Here is a 16,379-nt window from a genome sequence, read left to right as displayed (position 1 = left end):
AGCGAGCGCGCGAAGCGCTCAGCGGCACCAGTCGCTCAGCCCGCCGACCGCTGAGCGCATCGTCGCCCCGTCCGCGATACGCACGTATCGAGTCGTCGTGTGGGACGACCCAGGAGCGACCGGCACGTCGTCGGGCTGTCCCTCGCTCGAGATCGTCTCGACGGCAGCGAACTCCCCGTTCGGTGACAGGCAGACCCGCCCGATCGCGGTGCCGTCCGCGGCGGGTCTGAACACCTCTCGGGCGCCGCTCGAGTCCTTCACCAAGAGGGCGCTGCCACGCGATCGGCTCCCATCGCCAAGGGCAGAGCCGGCGGATCGCGCGTCGCCCCCATCACGAGACGCTCCCTGCGACCCCACCGGCCCCACCGACGCACCGCTGCGCCACAGCACCGAGGTCTCGCTGAGCGCGAGGACCGAGCGCGGATCGGGATCGCTGCCGCTCGCTGCGGCGACCGGCAGCGGCGTCGACGCAGGGAGCTCGCCGTCGCCGGACCCGAGCGCCCCGGTCGCCATCCCCGAGAGGTCGATGATTGCGCTCTGCGTACCGGCCGCAACCGCGAGCCCCGTGCTGCCGGGCGCGAAGCCGAGCAGATCGCCGGAGACACCCAACTCGAAGCTGCGGGGCGTCGGTGCCGCCTCCCAGCCGTGCAGCTTCCCATCCGGCGTCTGGAACACCACGGACGTGGTTCCCGGCACGAATCGCCAGTCGCGCACGGGGAGCGCGGCGCCGGAGCTGTCGCTCACGGTCTCAACGATCCGGGTGCGGGGATCGATGATCAGGAGCGTGCGATCGTACTGCGTGCCGTCGTCGCCCCTCCCGGATGCGACCACACCGAGCACCCCGCCCAGCGCTTCGCTCCGCAACTGCCCCAGCTCGGGGGCACCCATGATGCGAAACGGCGGAGCATCTCCGTCGTGCACGGTGAGCTCCGCTGCGCCGTCGTCGCCGCGCGTGATGACGGTGAGCCCCGTGCTCGCCTCCGCGTACTCCTGGATCCGCGGCGCCTCGAAGACAGTGCGCGTCGAGCTTGGATCACCGAGCCGATGAGCGAGCACGCGATCGCCGGCGTCACCGCGCGCGAGCGTGTGCGTCCACGGATCTGGCGTGCGGAAGGTCGCGGTGACCGCCCCCGTGCTCCCGGTCGCGGCCCCCGTCACCCGCGCCGTGACGCGGTACTGCGTGTCCGTGCGCAATGCGTCAAGAAAGCGAACGGTGAGGGTGCCCGCCTCCGAGGTCACATCGATCGGGGTCTCGGGAGTCACGCGCACCGCACCGGCGGCGACCTCGGCGACCGGCTGGCTGAGATGCAGCTGCGCGCGCTGCGACGCCCGCGAGATGAGCAGCTCGGGATTGACGTCGATCGACTGCAGGCGGGGCGGCGCAACAAGGTTGGCGATCGCGAGCCCAGCTGCGAGCAGGCAGAGGATCGCGATCACCGCGACACCGGTGAGTCCCTTGCGTCGCCCACCGGCCACAACCGGCTCAGTAGACATAAGGGTCCTTCGGTGCATCGATCGCCGTCACCTCGAAGGGCCGCAGCACGACGGGCTGATCGCTCGCCACGTCGGGATTCGCGATGAACACCCCCTCGACCTCGACCCAGGATCCGGCAGCGTGATCGTCTTCCCACGCCGGAGAGAGCACAGGGACGCCGAGCGGCTGCGCGTCGACGGCGCAGCAGGAGACGACGAAGCGAGCGGCGGTGAAAAGATCCGCGCTCGAGCCCGGCAGCACGAAGCCGATGAACGATGCCGTGCGACCCTCGACCCCTGCACCCGCGTTCTGACGCAACAGCATGGCCCAGTCGCGGGCATCGAGCTCGGCGTCATCGGGGTGCGCCGCAGCGGAGTCGCTGCCCCCAGAACCTGGCCCCGCGCCGGAAACGCCGCCACCCGCGCTACCCGCCGCGTCCCGCTGCAGGGCTGCGGTCGCGGAGAGCGTCGCCGGCGGCGCGATAAGGAGCGCCCCCGCCGATCCGCCCACCAGTAGGACCGCCGCCGTCGCCCGCGCGACGCGCGCGCCCCGACGGTCTGACTCGCGTTCGACGCCCTGCGGGGACGCGTGCTCGGCGCCGTGCTGATCCGCCGCCTGCTCATCCCGCTGCGCGCGGAGCACCGCCGGAACCGCCGCGATCAGAGCGACCGCGGCGAGCGCGCACAGCGCGACCGTGAACCAGAGGTAGCGCGGGTGCACGTACCAGCTCAGGCGCCCGGTCACCGCGAACCACAGCACCGCGGCGATTCCGAAGCCGCTCACGATCAGCCCGCGCCAGGAGCGTGCGAAGTCATCACGCCACAAGGTTCAGCCCCCATCCGATGACCAGGCAACTGAGGGCCACGAGTGAGGCGAGCAGCGCGAGTGCGCGGCCGGTGAAGGTGGTGCGCAGGAGCGCGAGCATCTTGACGTCCATCATCGCGCCGAACAGCAGGAATGCGACGATGCTACCCGGAAGGAAGGTGGAGCTGAGCGACAGGATGAAGAACGCGTCGACGCTCGAGCAGATCGCGATGACGAACGCGAGCGCCAGGAGCGCGAGGACCGACCAGAGGGGGTGCGCGCCGAGGGCCACGAGCAGCTCGCGCGGCGCTCCGACCTGGATCGCCCCCGCGATCGCCGAGCCGACGACGAGCGCCGGCATGAGCGCGCTCGTCTCTTCGGCAATGCTCACGAGGCTCCGCTGCCAGCGGCCGGGCTGCTCGTCGTGATGGGTATGGTCGCAGTGCGCGCGAAAGCCCGGAGTGAGGAGCGCGGACTCGTCACGCGAACGGCTGAGCACCCACCCCGCCAGGTTCGCGATCGCGAAGCCGCCGGCGATGCGCGCGACGAGGATGCCGTCGCTCCAGCCGAACGCCTGATACGTCGTCACGATCGTGACGGGGTTCAGCACGGGCGCCGCGAGCAGGAATGTCGCCGCTTCCGCAACGCTGAAGCCGCGCACCATGAGGCCGCGCGCGAGTGGCACGTTGCCGCACTCGCATACGGGGAGCAGGATCCCGGTGACTGAGAGCACCGCGCGGCGCAGGGCCGGCCGCCGCGGCATTACCCGGTCGATCACGTGCTGCGGCATCCACACCTGCACCGCCGTCGAGATGAGGATACCGAGGAAGACGAACGGGAGCGACTCGATGAACACGCTCATCGCGAGCGTCACGAAGTCGGAGAGGGCGTCGGGCAGGGGAGGGGCCGCGGCGTCCGTGAGGGCGCGCACCCCGAGTGCCGCTGCGAGCAGTGCGGCGGCGACTGCTGCCGGGCCGATCACGCGCGACCGCGCGGTGGGCGCCTGCATACCGAGAGTGCTCGCTGAGCTACTCGGCGGAATCGCGAGCGGCCCGCGAGTCCCGCTCGGCGCGGCAGTCGGCGCAGATGCCGAACACGTCGAGCGTGTGCGAGTGCACCTCGAAGCGGTGGGCGCCGGCGATCGCCGCGAACCACGCCTCATCCGGCGGCTCGATCTCGATCGTGGTACCGCAGCTCGTGCACACCATGTGATGATGGTGCGCCTCCGGGTCGGTGCACGCCCGATAGAGCTGCCCCTCCGGTGTCGAGATCGCGTCGGCATCCCGAGACTCCACGAGCGAGTTCAGCTGGCGGTACACGGTGGCGATCCCGATCTTCAGCCCCTCGTCGGAGAGGCGGCGGTGCAGCTCCTGCGCCGAGATGAAACCCGCCATCGAATCGAGCGCCGCGCGCACCGCCGTGCCCTGAGCAGTGCGTCGGGTGCGGGTCGTGGTCACGTGCAATCTCCTGGGGTCGGTATCGACTTCGATGGTAGCAGTGACACCCTCATGACCGGCCGGGCTCGCCCCGATAGGCTGGCGTCCATGAAGCGGGTCGCGGTCGTCGTGCTCGAGGGGGCCAAGCCCCTCGACGTCGGGATCCCGGCGCAGGTGTTCACGAACCGCGCGAGTATGCCCTATACCGTCGACGTGTGCGGCGTGCGACCGGGCCTCATCACCGGTGGGGACGGCCTCTCGTATCACGTGGAGCGGGGGCTCGAGGCGCTCGACACCGCCGACCTCATCTTCGTTCCCGGCTACCGTTCACCTGACCAGGACACCCCTGCAGCGGCGCTGCTCAGCGCCCTCGCGGCGGCGCACGAGCGCGGGGCGATCCTCGCCGCCATCTCGACCGGGGCGTTCGCGCTCGCTGCAACCGGCCTCCTCAACGGCCGCCGTGCGACCACGCACTGGCACTACTCGCGGCGACTGGCGGAGCGGTACCCGGAAGTGCAGGTCGACGAGCGGGTGCTCTTCGTCGATGAGGGTTCGATCCTCACGTCTGCCGGCGCCGCCTCGGGCATCGATCTCTGCCTGCACCTGCTGCGCCGAGAGTCGGGGATGGCCGTCGCGAACCATGCGGCACGTCGGCTCGTGGCCGCTCCGTATCGGAGCGGCGGGCAGGCGCAGTACGTGCCGCACAGCGTGCCGGAGTCGCTCGGCGAGCGCTTCGCGCTGACGCGGGAGTGGGCGCTACGGCATATTGGCGAGCCCCTCACGATCGCGATGCTTGCGGATCACGCGCGAGTCTCCGAGCGTACGTTCTCGCGGAGATTCCTCGACGAGACCGGCTACACGCCGATGCAGTGGGTGATGCGGGCCCGCGTCGATCGCGCGCGGGAGCTGCTCGAGGAGACGGACCTCGGCGTCGACGAGATCTCGGCGACCGTGGGCCTCGGCTCTGCGACCAATCTGCGCCGCCACTTCCGACAGGTGCTGGGCACCGCGCCGACCGCGTATCGCCGGATGTTCTCGCAGGGCGAATAGGTTTCGGTCACCCCGCCGCGCGACAGCACCCGATTTTCCTGCGGAATTCCGCCGATGTTCATGCAGCGAGGCGCGCTGGCAGTTTTCGTTCGAATGATGGCAATGCGGCCACTGGCGCGGGTCTGAGGAACGCGAGAGCCTGGAGGCGATTCAAGACGCAGACACTGTGAAGGAGAACGTGAAGCACATGGCCCGTCGGGTAGCAATCAACGGTTTCGGACGCATCGGTCGCGGCGTACTCCGCGCGATCGTGGAGCGGGGGAGCGACCTCGAGGTCGTCGCGATCAACGATCTCACCGACGCCGGAACACTCGCTCACCTGCTGGCGCGCGACTCGATCTACGGAGCGCTCGGGCAGCCGGTGTCCGTCGATGGAACCACGCTGGTCGTGGGTGATCGCCGCATCCATACATTCGACGAGAGCGACCCGACGAAGCTCCCGTGGGGGGAGCTCGGCGTGGAGGTCGTGCTCGAGGCCACGGGGCGTTTCACTCGCGCCGAGGATGCGAAGCAGCACATCACGGCGGGCGCGCAGCGGGTGCTCGTGAGCGCACCAGCGAAGGGCGCGGATCTCACGGTCGTGCTCGGGGTGAACGACGATCTGTACGATCCCGAACAGCACCGCATCGTCTCGAACGCCTCGTGCACCACGAACGCGCTTGCTCCGCTCGCGAAGGTGCTCGACGATCTCGCGGGTATCGAGTGGGGCTCGATGATGACGGTGCACGCCTATACGCAGGATCAGCGCCTGCAGGACGCGCCGCACCAGGATCTCCGCCGCGCCCGCGCTGCCGCCCTCAACGTCATCCCCACATCGACGGGCGCCGCGACCGCGATCGGTCTGGTGCTCCCGCAGCTAGACGGCAAGCTCGTCGGCGGCTCGCTCCGAGTGCCGGTGCCGGTCGGCTCGATCGTCGAACTGACCGCCATGGTGTCGCGAGAGGTGACGCGTGACGAGGTGCTCGCGGCCTACCGTGATGCGGCTGAGGGCCCGCTCGCCGGGGTCCTCGAGTATTCGGAAGAACCGCTCGTGTCATCCGACATCGTCGCGAACCCGCACTCGTCGATCTTCGACTCGGAGCTCACGTACGCCGAGGGCAAGCACGTCAAGGTGACGGCCTGGTACGACAACGAGTGGGGTTTCTCGCAGCGCGCGGCCGAGGCGCTCGAGCTCATGGCGGGCTGAGTCCGAAGGCACCGAGATCGACCCCCATTCGAGAGATCGACCGCCGCGCGAGCGCATTGGAGGTCGATCTCGGCGGTGGGGTCGATTTCGGTGCAGGCGCAGGCGCGCAGGGGCGAGGGCGGGGGCGCCGCGCGGCTAGCCGCGAGGGCGGCGGAGGCGCATGACGAGCAGCGCGATCCCTCGCCACCCGATGAAGCACACCCCGAGCAGGCCGGTCGCGACGAGGATGAAGGAGAACGCCGTGCCGGAGCCGGTGAGCGCGCGCAGGATCATGCCGATCGCGATGGTGCCGAGCCACACCGGGATGCCCGACTTCACGATCGCGAACGGGCGCCTCGGCACAAGGGCGACGATCCAGGCCACGGCGAGGCCGACGAGGAACGGCCAGGCGACCTCGAGCAGGCCCATTATGGTCGCGGAGCCGCTGTGCGTGATCCGCCCGCGCGTTGCAAAAATGAGCACAAACGCGATATCGAGCGCGGCCGCGATCACCACGGGAAGCGGCTGAATGCCTCGCTGCGCGGGCGGTGTTTCGGAGGAGCGGCTCGATCCGCCAGCTGCGTTCGTTCCGGAGTCGCCCGGGGCAACGGTGCTCATCGCGCATCTTCCTTTCGTGCAGTCTCGATGGTGCGGATCACCGCATCGTGCAGTGCCCCGTTCGTAGCGAGCGAGCTCCCGTTCCACGCGCTCTCCGCACCCGCGATGTCGGTGAAACGGCCGCCCGCCTCGCGCACGATGGGCACGAGCGCCGCGAGGTCGTACGGCTTCACATCGAACTCAGCGACGATGTCGACGAGGCCCTCGGCGAGCAGCATGTACGACCACATGTCGCCGTACGCCCGATCGCGCCACACCTCGCGGCTCAGCGCGATGAGCGGCTGGAGGTAGCCCGCGAGGTCCCACTGTTCGATGCTCTGGAAGCTCAGGGATGCGTGGGCAAGGTTATCGATCCCCGAGACGCGCAGGCGCCGTGGGCTCTCACCCTGCTGCTGGCCCCACGCGCCCGATCCGAGCTCGGCCCACCACCGGGCGCCGAACGCTGGCGCGGACACGACGCCCACCGCCGGCTCGCCCGCCACCTCGAGCGCGATCAGGGTGGCCCAGTTCGGCACGCCGCGCAGAAAATTCGAGGTGCCGTCGATCGGGTCGATGATCCAGCGGCGGTCGCCGCGCTCATCGCGCCCGGACTCCTCGCCGAAGAAACCGTCGTCCGGCCGCTCTTGCGCGATGTGCTGGCGGATCGCGCGCTCCACTGCCGTGTCAGCGTCGGTGACGAAGGTGCGGTCGGGCTTCGTGTCGATCGCAAGATCGGCCGCGCGGAAGCGGGGGAGCGAGATGCTGTCGGCGAGATCCGCGAGCTCCCAGGCCAGTTCGAGGTCTGCGGAAGCGGGGGGCTGCGCGACTGCGGGGGAATCGGTGTGGGGCATGATCGGCCCTCCGGAAACGAGGTGTGGATATACGAAAAGCCCGGTAAAAAATACCAGGCTTTTCGATTGGTGCGCCCTCACGGGCTCGAACCGTGGACCCGCTGATTAAGAGTCAGCTGCTCTACCAACTGAGCTAAAGGCGCGCATTCGCTGCTCATTCCGGGCTTTCGCCTCGCTGAGCAACGGATGAAACTCTAGCACGGGGAACGGGGCCGCTCAAATCGACCGCGTCGTCCCGCGCGCGTCGCTACCGGCTCTTGCGCCGACGCTTGCGCTTGCGGTCGGTGCCGTGCTCCAGTTCGTACTCGCGATCCTGCTCCTGCATCGCAACGGTGGCGACCGAGAGCGCGAGGCTGACGAGCCAGCTCCCCCAAACGAGATAGCGGCGCCAGTCCTTCCGCATGGACTGGGTGCGCTTCGCCGTGCTCATAGCGCCGAACGCGGATCCGATGACCCCCGGGTTCGTGACGTACTTACCGATCGACACAGTTCCTCCCTCGGTTCGTTGCGGTGACGCTGTCAGCCTAGCCGGGCGGTCACCCGCGGGGAGGGGGTTGCGGTAGCCTGGGCCTATGACCCTGCGCGTGCGGGGCAGTCAGACCGAGCGGCCTCAGCGGAGGTCGACGAGCCGAGAAGGAGAAGCCAGCATGGCGAAGCAGGAGAACGCCGCACTGTTCGAGGAAAGCTCGCAGGGTGCGGTCAGCGCAGTCACCGCGATCGTGTTCATCCTCTCGGTGGTACTGGCCTTCGGTGGGCTCGTCGTGATGAGCTACGGCCTGCAGCCTTCGCTGGGCGCCGGCGAGGCGTGGGTCTTCGCGGGTGGCCTCGCGGCGACCATTCTCGGGTTCGCGGTGCCGTTCACGGTGCTGCCGGCGATCGGGAAGTAACCCCCGCAATAAGCGCAGCGGGGTCGGGGGAGCATGCTTCTTCGGCCCCGCTTCTGCATTTCCGGCGGTTCGTCCGGAGAATCCTCGGCCGCGCATCCGTGTCGGAGGCTGCCCCTAGAATGGGCCCATGGCAGAGAAGGACATGAAGCCGCGCAGTCGCGACGTCACGGATGGAATCGAGAAGGCCGCGGCCCGAGGCATGCTTCGCGCCGTGGGGATGGGTGATGAGGACTGGGATAAGCCCCAGATCGGTATCGCGAGCTCGTGGAACGAGATCACTCCCTGCAACCTGAGCCTCGACCGGCTCGCCCAGGGCGCCAAAGAGGGCGTGCACTCGGGCGGCGGTTACCCGCTGCAGTTCGGCACGATCTCCGTCTCCGACGGCATCTCGATGGGCCACGAAGGCATGCACTTCTCGCTCGTCTCACGCGAGGTCATCGCCGACTCCGTAGAGACCGTGATGATGGCGGAGCGCCTCGACGGCTCCGTGCTGCTCGCGGGCTGCGATAAGTCGCTCCCCGGCATGCTGATGGCCGCCGCTCGCCTCGACCTCGCCTCCGTCTTCCTCTACGCGGGGTCGATCGCCCCGGGCTGGGTGAAGCTCACCGACGGCACCGAGAAGGAAGTCACGATCATCGACGCCTTCGAGGCGGTCGGCGCCTGCAAGGCCGGCACGATGAGCGAGGAAGACCTGAAGCGCATCGAGTGCGCGATCGCCCCGGGCGAGGGTGCATGCGGTGGCATGTACACCGCGAACACGATGGCGTCGATCGCCGAGGCGCTCGGCATGAGCCTCCCGGGCTCCGCCGCCCCGCCCAGCGCCGACCGCCGCCGCGACTACTTCGCGCACCGCTCGGGCGAGGCCGTGGTGAACATGCTCCGCCTCGGCATCACCGCGCGCGACATCCTCACGAAGCCGGCCTTCGAGAACGCGATCACGCTGCTCATGGCGTACGGCGGATCGACGAACGCCGTGCTGCACCTTCTCGCCATCGCGCGCGAGGCCGAGGTCGACCTGACCCTGGAAGACTTCAACCGCATCGGCGCGCGCGTGCCGCACCTCGCCGACATGAAGCCGTTCGGCAAGTACGTTATGGCCGACATCGACCGTCATGGTGGCGTGCCGGTCGTGCTCAAGGCGCTGCTCGACGCGGGCCTGCTCAACGGCGATGTGATGACGGTGACCGGCAAGACGATGGCCGAGAACCTCGCCGAGCTGAACCCGGACCCCATCGACGGCGAGGTGATCCACCAGCTCGACGACCCGATCCACGCGACGGGCGGCCTGACGATCCTGAACGGCTCGCTCGCGCCCGAGGGTGCGGTCGTCAAGACCGCCGGCTTCGATGCCGAGCTCTTCGAGGGCCCGGCGCGAGTTTTCGACCGGGAGCGCGCGGCCATGGACGCCCTCACGGAGGGGCGCATCGGCAAGGGCGACATCGTGGTGATCCGCTACGAGGGCCCGAAGGGCGGGCCGGGCATGCGCGAGATGCTCGCGATCACCGCAGCCATCAAGGGCGCGGGGCTCGGCAAAGATGTACTACTATTGACGGACGGGCGATTCTCAGGCGGCACAACCGGCCTGTGCATCGGCCATATTGCGCCAGAGGCGACGGACGGTGGTCCGATCTCCCTGGTTCGCGACGGTGACCTGATTCGGGTCGATATCGCCGCACGAACGCTCGATCTGCTGGTAGACCCCGCCGAGCTTGAGGCCCGCCGAGCAAACTGGGCCCCGCTTCCTCCGCGGTACACGCGCGGCGTTCTCGCCAAGTACGCGAAACTCGTCAAGTCGGCCTCACACGGCGCCGTCACCGGCTGATCCCGGCCGCTCGCGGCCATCGGGCGTCGGGCTCGAGTGTGCTGCGCACCGCGATATCACCTCCGATCACGAAAGCTGGACATGAACTCGGAATCGAGTGCACTCCCATCTCCCACCGCTGCGTTGCGCGGCGAACGGATGAGCGGCGCGCAGGCCGTCGTCCGCAGTCTTGAGGCCCTCGGGGTCAGAGACGTATTCGGGCTTCCCGGCGGAGCCGTGCTCCCGCTCTACGACGCCCTCATGGATGCCGAAAAGCTCCGCCACGTGCTCGTGCGGCACGAGCAGGGCGGTGGTCACGCAGCTGAGGGCTTCGCGAGCGCGAGCAATCAGGTCGGCGTGTGCATCGCGACGTCGGGGCCGGGCGCGACGAACCTCGTCACCGCGATCGCCGACGCCTACATGGATTCCGTGCCGCTTCTCGCGATCACGGGCCAGGTGTTCTCGCACCTGATGGGCACCGACGCGTTCCAGGAGGCCGACATCGTCGGCATCACCATGCCGATCACGAAGCACTCGATTCTCGTGAAGCGGCCGGAGGACGTGCCGGGCGCGATTGCGGCGGCCTATCACCTCGCCTCCACCGGTCGGCCCGGCCCGGTGCTCGTGGACATCACGAAGGACGCGCAGGAGGGCAAGCTGGACTTCGTCTGGGACCCGCGCGTCGAGCTGGCGGGCTACCGCCCGATCACGAAGGCGAACAGCAAGCAGATCCAGGCTGCGGCAGACCTCATCGCCGACGCGAAGCGCCCCGTGTTCTACGTGGGCGGCGGCGTGGTGCGCGCGGGCGCGGCCGAGGAGCTGAAGCAGCTCGTCGAGCTCGTCGGCGCGCCGGTCGTGACGACGCTCATGGCGCGCGGCGTGTTCCCCGACTCGCACCCGCAGCACCTCGGCATGCCCGGCATGCACGGCACGGTGCCCGCGGTGCTCGCGCTGCAGGAGGCCGACCTGCTCATCACGCTGGGTGCGCGCTTCGACGATCGCGTCACGGGCAAGGCGGCGCTCTTCGCCCCTGATGCGAAGGTGATCCACGCGGACATCGATCCCGCCGAAATCGGCAAGATCCGTGCGGCCGACGTGCCGATCGTGGGCGACGCGGCCGAGGTGATCTCCGATCTCTTCGCCGCGATGTCGACGGCGCAGGTGAGCCGCGAGTGCGCCAATATCAGCGCGTGGTGGGAGCGCCTCCGCGGGCTGCAGGAGAAGTTCCCCCTCGGCTACCAGGAGACGAGCGACGGCCTGCTCTCGCCGCAGCACGTCATCCAGCGCATCGGCGAACTGACCGGCCCCGAGGGCGTCTACGCCGCGGGCGTGGGCCAGCACCAGATGTGGGCGGCGCAGTTCATCTCGTACGAGCGACCGGGGGCGTGGCTGAACTCCGGCGGCGCCGGCACGATGGGCTACTCCGTCCCCGCGGCGATGGGTGCGAAGGTCGCCGAACCCGACCGCGTCGTGTGGGCGATCGACGGCGACGGGTGCTTCCAGATGACGAATCAGGAGCTCGCGACCTGCGTCGTGAACAACATCCCGATCAAGGTCGCCGTCATCAATAACTCGTCGCTCGGCATGGTGCGACAGTGGCAGACCCTGATCTACGACGGCCGTTACTCGAACACCGAACTCAACACGGGTCATGGCTCGCAGCGCGTGCCCGACTTCGTGAAGCTCGGCGAAGCGTACGGATGCCTCGCGATCCGCGTGGAGCGCGAGGACCAGGTCGACGACGCGATCAAGCTCGCGCTCGAAACCAACGACCGCCCGGTGGTCATCGACTTCGTTGTGAGCGCCGATGCGATGGTCTGGCCGATGGTGCGCCAGGGCACGTCCAACAGCGATATCCAGTACGCACTGGAGCACGCCCCCGAATGGGAGGGAGAGTAACCATGAGCCGTCACGTTCTCAGCCTCCTCGTCGAGGACAAGCCGGGCCTGCTGACTCGCGTCGCCGGTCTGTTCGCCCGCCGCGGGTTCAACATCGAATCGCTCGCGGTCGGCCCGACCGAGATGCGCGGTCTCTCGCGCATCACCGTCGTCGTCGACCAGGACGACATTCTGCTCGAGCAGGTGACGAAGCAGCTCAACAAGCTCGTCAACGTCATCAAGATCGTCGAGCTCGAGACGAGCGGCTCGGTGCAGCGCGAGCACATGCTCATCAAGGTGCGCGCCGATAACCAGACGCGATCCCACGTGCTCGAGGCAGTGACCCTGTTCCGTGCGCGGGTCGTCGACGTCGTACCCGAGGCACTCACGATCGAGGTCACGGGCGACACGGGCAAAATCGAGGCCTTCCTCAAGGTGCTCGAGCCCTACGGCATCAAGGAGATCGCGCAGTCCGGCCTCATCGCGATGGGCCGCGGCTCGAAGTCGATCACCGAGCGCGTCTTCAAGAATTAACCAGCACCACCACAACGAAGGAGAATCCCAAGTGGCAGAGATGTACTACGACGCCGACGCCGATCTGTCGATCATTCAGGGGAAGAAGGTAGCCGTCGTCGGCTACGGTTCGCAGGGCCACGCCCACGCGAAGAACCTGCGCGATTCCGGCGTCGAGGTCGTCATTGCCCTCAAGGAGGGCTCGAAGTCCCGGGCGAAGGCCGAGGAGGCCGGCTTCGAGGTGAAGAACGTCGCGGACGCGACCGCTTGGGCCGACCTGATCATGATCCTCGCGCCGGATCAGCACCAGCGCACGATCTACACTGAGTCGATCAAGGATCAGCTCACCGAGGGCAAGACGCTCGCCTTCGCCCACGGCTTCAACATCCGCTTCGGCTACATCGAGGCGCCCGCCGGCGTCGACGTGATCCTCGTCGCTCCGAAGGCTCCGGGCCACACCGTGCGCCGCGAGTTCGAGGCCGGGCGAGGCATCCCCGACATCATCGCAGTCGAGGTCGACGCGTCGGGCTCCGCGTGGGACACGGCGAAGTCTTACGCGAAGGCGATCGGCGGGACCCGTGCGGGCGTCATCAAGACGACCTTCACCGAGGAGACCGAGACCGACCTCTTCGGCGAGCAGTCGGTGCTCTGCGGTGGCACCAGCCACCTCGTGCAGTACGGCTTCGAGGTGCTGACCGAGGCCGGCTACCAGCCGGAGATCGCCTACTTCGAGGTGCTCCACGAGCTGAAGCTCATCGTCGACCTGATGTGGGAGGGCGGCATCGCCAAGCAGCGCTGGTCGATCTCTGACACCGCCGAGTTCGGTGACTACGTCTCCGGCCCCCGCGTGATCGGGCCCGAGGTCAAGGAGCGCATGCAGGAGGTGCTCGCAGACATCCAGTCGGGAGCCTTCGCGAAGCGCTTCATCGACGACCAGGACAACGGCGCCAAGGAGTTCCAGGAGCTCCGCAAGAAGGAGGAGTCGCACCCGATCGAAACGACCGGTCGCGAACTCCGCAAGCTCTTCGCATGGCAGGCCCAGGACGAGGATTACGTCGAGGGCAGCGCCGCTCGCTAATTCACGTGGTAACAGAACGCCCGTCGGGAATTTCCCCGGCGGGCGTTCTGCGTTGCGGGCGTCGTGCGCCGCTGTCGGTCGTTCACGCACCCGCACGCTTCGTGTGCGGCGTCGCGGGGGCTGTCCACGGGTCCTCCGGCCACGGATGCTTCGGGTAGCGCCCGCGCATCTCCTTCCGCACCTGCTGGTAGGGGCCATTCCAGAACGACTCGAGGTCGGCGGTGACCGCGAGCGGCTTCCGCGCGGGGGACAGGAGGTGGAAGAGCACGCTCACGCGCCCGTCGACGAGCCGAGGCGACTGGGCGAGCCCGAACACCTCCTGCAGCTTGACGGCGACGAGGGGCGGATCGGCGGCGCCGACCTCGGGGTAGACGATCTGGGCGGTCCCGCCTGACGGCACCGCGAGCCGCTCGGGCGCGAGCTCGTCGAGGCGCGCGGCCTCGGGCCAGGGGAGGAGGCGCCGGAGCGCGGACGCGATGTCGAGGCCACCGAAGTGGGCTTTCGGCCCGAGGCGCTCGAGGTCCGCCCCGAGCCAGTCGTCGAGCGTGGCGAGGAGCGTGACGTCGTCGACCGCGGGCCAGGGCGTGCCGAGCACACCGTGCAGCAGGCCGAGCCTGCGACGGAGCGCGATCGCGCGGTCATTCCACTGCAGGGCATCGAGGCCGCGTTCCCGCACCGAGCTCGCTATCGCCTTGCGGGTGTCGTCGCTTCGCGCAGCGACCGGGGTCGAGGCGAGCAGGATCGCGCCCAGGCGCCGCTCTTCTCGGACTCGGACGCGGCCATCCACGAGTTGTGCCTCGCGCGTTTCGGTGATCAGCGTCTCGCCGATCCGCAGTGCGTCGCCCTCTGCGAGCGGCGCTGCGAGCCGAATGACCGCGCCCGTGCCGTCGGCGACTCGCCCCTCGGCTCGCTGCACCTCGCGGATGGCGATCCATTCGGAGCCGAGGAGCTGGCTGCCCTCGGGGAGCGCCGCGCGCGTGCCGCTCGCGAGGAGGTAGGCGCGACCGCTGGTGCGGCGGGCGATCCACTCCGGCCGCGCGAGCGCGAGGATGACCCCGGCCGAAGCTGATCCGCGCGCGCGGCCGATTCCGGGTGTCCCGCTTCCCTTGGCCGCTGCGCTTCCACCCGTCGCGGCTTCGACGCCCTCCTCGCGCGCGACCCGGCGGAGGCGCTCGACCTCTCGCCGCCAGCGATCCGAGCCCGGCGCCCGTCCGTTCCGCAACTCTCGGAGCAGCACGGTGAGGTCCCCACCTGCCTCGCGGTGCTCGCCCGACGCGGCCGCGACGATCTCGGCGCCGGCGCGAGCGTCGCCGAACTCCGCGGCGCCGGCGAGCAGCGCGCGGGCCTCACGCGGGCCCACGGGAAGCTGCGCGATCCGAGCCCCCGCCCGTGTGATTCTGCCCGTGCTGTCGACGAGTTCGAGCGCCCGCAGCACGCTCTCGGCCTCCTCGATCGCTGCCCGCGGCGGCGGCGTGGGAAGCGCGAGCCCCGCGCCGCGCGGCGTGCCCCATGCGGCAAGCAGCAGCGCCGCGTCGGTGAGATCGGCGGCGCCGATCTCGGGCGGCGCGTGCGCCGGCATTCGCGCGAAGTCGGCCTCGGAATAGAGGCGGATCGCGCGCCCCGCGCCCAGGCGCGCGGCGCGGCCGGCGCGCTGCTCGGCGCTCGCGCGCGACGTGCTCACCGTGACGAGGCCGCTCATGCTGCGTGCTTGATCGCGCCGCACCTCACGGGAGAGCCCCGCGTCGATCACGAGGTGCACGCCGGGCACCGTAAGGGAGCTCTCGGCGAGCGCGGTGCTGACCACGATCCGCGGCGCATCGCCCGGAGCGCGGCCCCGTACGGCCCGATCCTGCTCGCGCGCAGGGAGGCGCCCATGCAGTGGCAGCACCTCGACCGAGCCCTGCGCGGGTGAACCGCGGTCGATACTCGCGCGCAGCAGACGCACGGTCTCGTCGACCTCCCGGGCGCCGGGAACGAACACGAGCGCGTCGCAGCCTGCCCGCCGCTGCGAGGCGAGGGCCGTGTCGGCGACGTGAGCGAGATACGCACGGCTCACTCCGCGGTCGTCGAGGCGCGGGCCGGCCGCGGGCGTGTACTCGATCGTCAGCGGGTGCAACGCCGAGGGGACCGCGACGACCGGTGCCGCGACACCGGAAGCGCCGACCACGGCAGTGCCGCCAGCGCCCCCACCCAGCAGCTCCGCGAAACGCTCCGCCTGCACCGTCGCCGACATCGCGATAACGATGAGGTCCTCCCGGAGCGCGCGCACCTCCGCGAGGATGCCGAGGAGAAGGTCGCCCTCCACCGAGCGCTCGTGCACCTCGTCGAGGATCACTGCGCCTACGCCGCTCAGCTCGGGGTCGCGGAGGAGCCGCCGTATCAGCACGCCCGGCGTCAGCACCTCGATGCGCGTGGCGCCGCTGACGTGTCGTTCGCCGCGCACGGTGAACCCGACCGGGCCACCGACACTGCTGCGGTCGAGCTCCGCGATCCGCCCCGCTGCCGCTCGGACTGCGACGCGTCGCGGCTGGGTCACGAGGACCCGGGGTGCGGCGGATCCGCCACCCGCTTCTGTGCCAGCACCCTCCAGCAGGAGGTTCGCGACGAGCGGCGGAACGAGCGTCGTCTTACCGGTGCCGGGCGGTGCGGTGATCACGGCGGCACCCGTGAGCGCGGCGCGCTCGATCTGCTCGCGGGCGGCCGCGACGGGCAAACTCTCGCCGATGCGATCAAGGTCGAAGCGGTGCACCACTCAAGACTAGGGCGCGGCTGTCAAGGCCGCGCGGCGGGCGCGGCGGCGGTGATAGCGTCGGCCGCGCTGGATCAATCCGAACCTGACGAGGGGG

15 protein-coding genes and 1 tRNA gene are annotated in these 16,379 nt (G+C 69.6%); 7 read left to right on the top strand and 9 right to left on the bottom strand.

Annotation, left to right across the window (positions count from 1 at the left end; genetic code table 11):
* Nucleotides 1-18 precede the first annotated feature (18 nt).
* Genes WFH00_RS00835 through WFH00_RS00820 form a run of 4 tightly spaced genes read right to left on the bottom strand, consistent with a single transcriptional unit; the run spans nucleotide 19 to nucleotide 3,735 of the window.
* Nucleotides 19-1,494 carry a hypothetical protein gene (locus WFH00_RS00835; RefSeq protein ID WP_336658647.1) on the bottom strand — a complete coding sequence of 492 codons (1,476 nt, stop codon included), beginning with the start codon at nucleotides 1,492-1,494 and terminating at the stop codon, nucleotides 19-21.
* Entirely contained in the window at nucleotides 1,484-2,257 is a 774-nt protein-coding gene (locus tag WFH00_RS00830) for a TIGR03943 family putative permease subunit (protein ID WP_336658646.1), read from the bottom strand. The genes WFH00_RS00835 and WFH00_RS00830 overlap by 11 nt, the downstream gene beginning before the upstream one ends.
* Before the next feature lie 31 nt (nucleotides 2,258-2,288).
* A complete protein-coding gene (locus WFH00_RS00825) occupies nucleotides 2,289-3,287 on the bottom strand; it encodes a permease (protein ID WP_336658645.1) in 999 nt (332 codons plus the stop codon).
* Nucleotides 3,288-3,306: 19 nt separating this feature from the next.
* Entirely contained in the window at nucleotides 3,307-3,735 is a 429-nt protein-coding gene (locus WFH00_RS00820) for a Fur family transcriptional regulator (protein ID WP_336658644.1), read from the bottom strand.
* A gap of 87 nt (nucleotides 3,736-3,822) precedes the next feature.
* Between WFH00_RS00820 and WFH00_RS00815 the strand changes: the two genes are divergently transcribed.
* Complete coding sequence (locus WFH00_RS00815) at nucleotides 3,823-4,764, top strand: GlxA family transcriptional regulator (protein ID WP_336658643.1); 942 nt, start codon at nucleotides 3,823-3,825, stop codon at nucleotides 4,762-4,764.
* 187 nt (nucleotides 4,765-4,951) lie between these two features.
* On the top strand, nucleotides 4,952-5,950 hold the full coding sequence (gene gap / locus WFH00_RS00810) for a type I glyceraldehyde-3-phosphate dehydrogenase (RefSeq protein ID WP_336658642.1): 999 nt from the start codon (nucleotides 4,952-4,954) through the stop codon (nucleotides 5,948-5,950).
* A 135-nt stretch (nucleotides 5,951-6,085) separates the two neighbouring features.
* On the opposite strand, the gene WFH00_RS00805 is transcribed toward gap, so the two are convergent.
* From WFH00_RS00805 to WFH00_RS00790, 4 genes are all read right to left on the bottom strand, one after another.
* On the bottom strand, nucleotides 6,086-6,547 hold the full coding sequence (locus tag WFH00_RS00805; protein WP_336658641.1) for a DUF3054 domain-containing protein: 462 nt from the start codon (nucleotides 6,545-6,547) through the stop codon (nucleotides 6,086-6,088).
* Nucleotides 6,544-7,377 (bottom strand): inositol monophosphatase family protein, encoded by an 834-nt coding sequence (locus tag WFH00_RS00800; RefSeq protein ID WP_336658640.1) that lies wholly within the window; start codon nucleotides 7,375-7,377, stop codon nucleotides 6,544-6,546. Before WFH00_RS00800 ends, WFH00_RS00805 begins: the two co-directional genes overlap by 4 nt.
* Before the next feature lie 67 nt (nucleotides 7,378-7,444).
* Nucleotides 7,445-7,520 (bottom strand) — tRNA-Lys (locus WFH00_RS00795).
* A 104-nt stretch (nucleotides 7,521-7,624) separates the two neighbouring features.
* Nucleotides 7,625-7,864, bottom strand: coding sequence for a hypothetical protein (locus WFH00_RS00790; protein ID WP_336658639.1), 240 nt, complete (start codon nucleotides 7,862-7,864; stop codon nucleotides 7,625-7,627).
* A gap of 160 nt (nucleotides 7,865-8,024) precedes the next feature.
* Here WFH00_RS00790 and WFH00_RS00785 point away from each other — a divergent pair, with 160 nt between their 5' ends.
* The 5 genes from WFH00_RS00785 (at nucleotide 8,025) to ilvC (ending at nucleotide 13,533) form a co-directional block, all read left to right on the top strand.
* Nucleotides 8,025-8,264 (top strand): hypothetical protein, encoded by a 240-nt coding sequence (locus tag WFH00_RS00785; RefSeq protein WP_336658638.1) that lies wholly within the window; start codon nucleotides 8,025-8,027, stop codon nucleotides 8,262-8,264.
* A gap of 127 nt (nucleotides 8,265-8,391) precedes the next feature.
* Nucleotides 8,392-10,086 carry a dihydroxy-acid dehydratase gene (gene ilvD / locus WFH00_RS00780; protein WP_336658637.1) on the top strand — a complete coding sequence of 565 codons (1,695 nt, stop codon included), beginning with the start codon at nucleotides 8,392-8,394 and terminating at the stop codon, nucleotides 10,084-10,086.
* Between the two features lie 81 nt (nucleotides 10,087-10,167).
* Entirely contained in the window at nucleotides 10,168-11,964 is a 1,797-nt protein-coding gene (locus WFH00_RS00775; protein ID WP_336658635.1) for an acetolactate synthase large subunit, read from the top strand.
* 2 nt (nucleotides 11,965-11,966) lie between these two features.
* Entirely contained in the window at nucleotides 11,967-12,476 is a 510-nt protein-coding gene (gene ilvN / locus WFH00_RS00770) for an acetolactate synthase small subunit (protein ID WP_336658633.1), read from the top strand.
* Nucleotides 12,472-13,533 (top strand): ketol-acid reductoisomerase, encoded by a 1,062-nt coding sequence (gene ilvC, locus WFH00_RS00765; protein WP_336659161.1) that lies wholly within the window; start codon nucleotides 12,472-12,474, stop codon nucleotides 13,531-13,533. The genes ilvN and ilvC overlap by 5 nt, the downstream gene beginning before the upstream one ends.
* 82 nt (nucleotides 13,534-13,615) lie before the next feature.
* On the opposite strand, the gene hrpB is transcribed toward ilvC, so the two are convergent.
* On the bottom strand, nucleotides 13,616-16,282 hold the full coding sequence (gene hrpB, locus WFH00_RS00760; RefSeq protein ID WP_336658631.1) for an ATP-dependent helicase HrpB: 2,667 nt from the start codon (nucleotides 16,280-16,282) through the stop codon (nucleotides 13,616-13,618).
* Nucleotides 16,283-16,379 lie beyond the last annotated feature (97 nt).

It is taken from the genome of Leucobacter sp. USHLN153 (assembly GCF_037145615.1).
Taxonomy (GTDB): domain Bacteria; phylum Actinomycetota; class Actinomycetes; order Actinomycetales; family Microbacteriaceae; genus Leucobacter.
The sequence above is the reverse complement of the archived record's forward strand: the minus strand, read 5'-3'. Positions and strand labels throughout refer to the sequence as shown.

Coding starts and splice junctions, on each gene's coding strand:
- ilvN (WP_336658633.1), top strand. CDS start 11,967: ATGAGCCGTCACGTTCTCAGCCTCCTCGTCGAGGACAAGCCGGGCCTG.
- WFH00_RS00805 (WP_336658641.1), bottom strand. CDS start 6,547: ATGAGCACCGTTGCCCCGGGCGACTCCGGAACGAACGCAGCTGGCGGA.
- WFH00_RS00775 (WP_336658635.1), top strand. CDS start 10,168: ATGAACTCGGAATCGAGTGCACTCCCATCTCCCACCGCTGCGTTGCGC.
- WFH00_RS00835 (WP_336658647.1), bottom strand. CDS start 1,494: ATGTCTACTGAGCCGGTTGTGGCCGGTGGGCGACGCAAGGGACTCACC.
- ilvD (WP_336658637.1), top strand. CDS start 8,392: ATGGCAGAGAAGGACATGAAGCCGCGCAGTCGCGACGTCACGGATGGA.
- WFH00_RS00825 (WP_336658645.1), bottom strand. CDS start 3,287: ATGCAGGCGCCCACCGCGCGGTCGCGCGTGATCGGCCCGGCAGCAGTC.
- gap (WP_336658642.1), top strand. CDS start 4,952: ATGGCCCGTCGGGTAGCAATCAACGGTTTCGGACGCATCGGTCGCGGC.
- WFH00_RS00815 (WP_336658643.1), top strand. CDS start 3,823: ATGAAGCGGGTCGCGGTCGTCGTGCTCGAGGGGGCCAAGCCCCTCGAC.
- WFH00_RS00800 (WP_336658640.1), bottom strand. CDS start 7,377: ATGCCCCACACCGATTCCCCCGCAGTCGCGCAGCCCCCCGCTTCCGCA.
- WFH00_RS00785 (WP_336658638.1), top strand. CDS start 8,025: ATGGCGAAGCAGGAGAACGCCGCACTGTTCGAGGAAAGCTCGCAGGGT.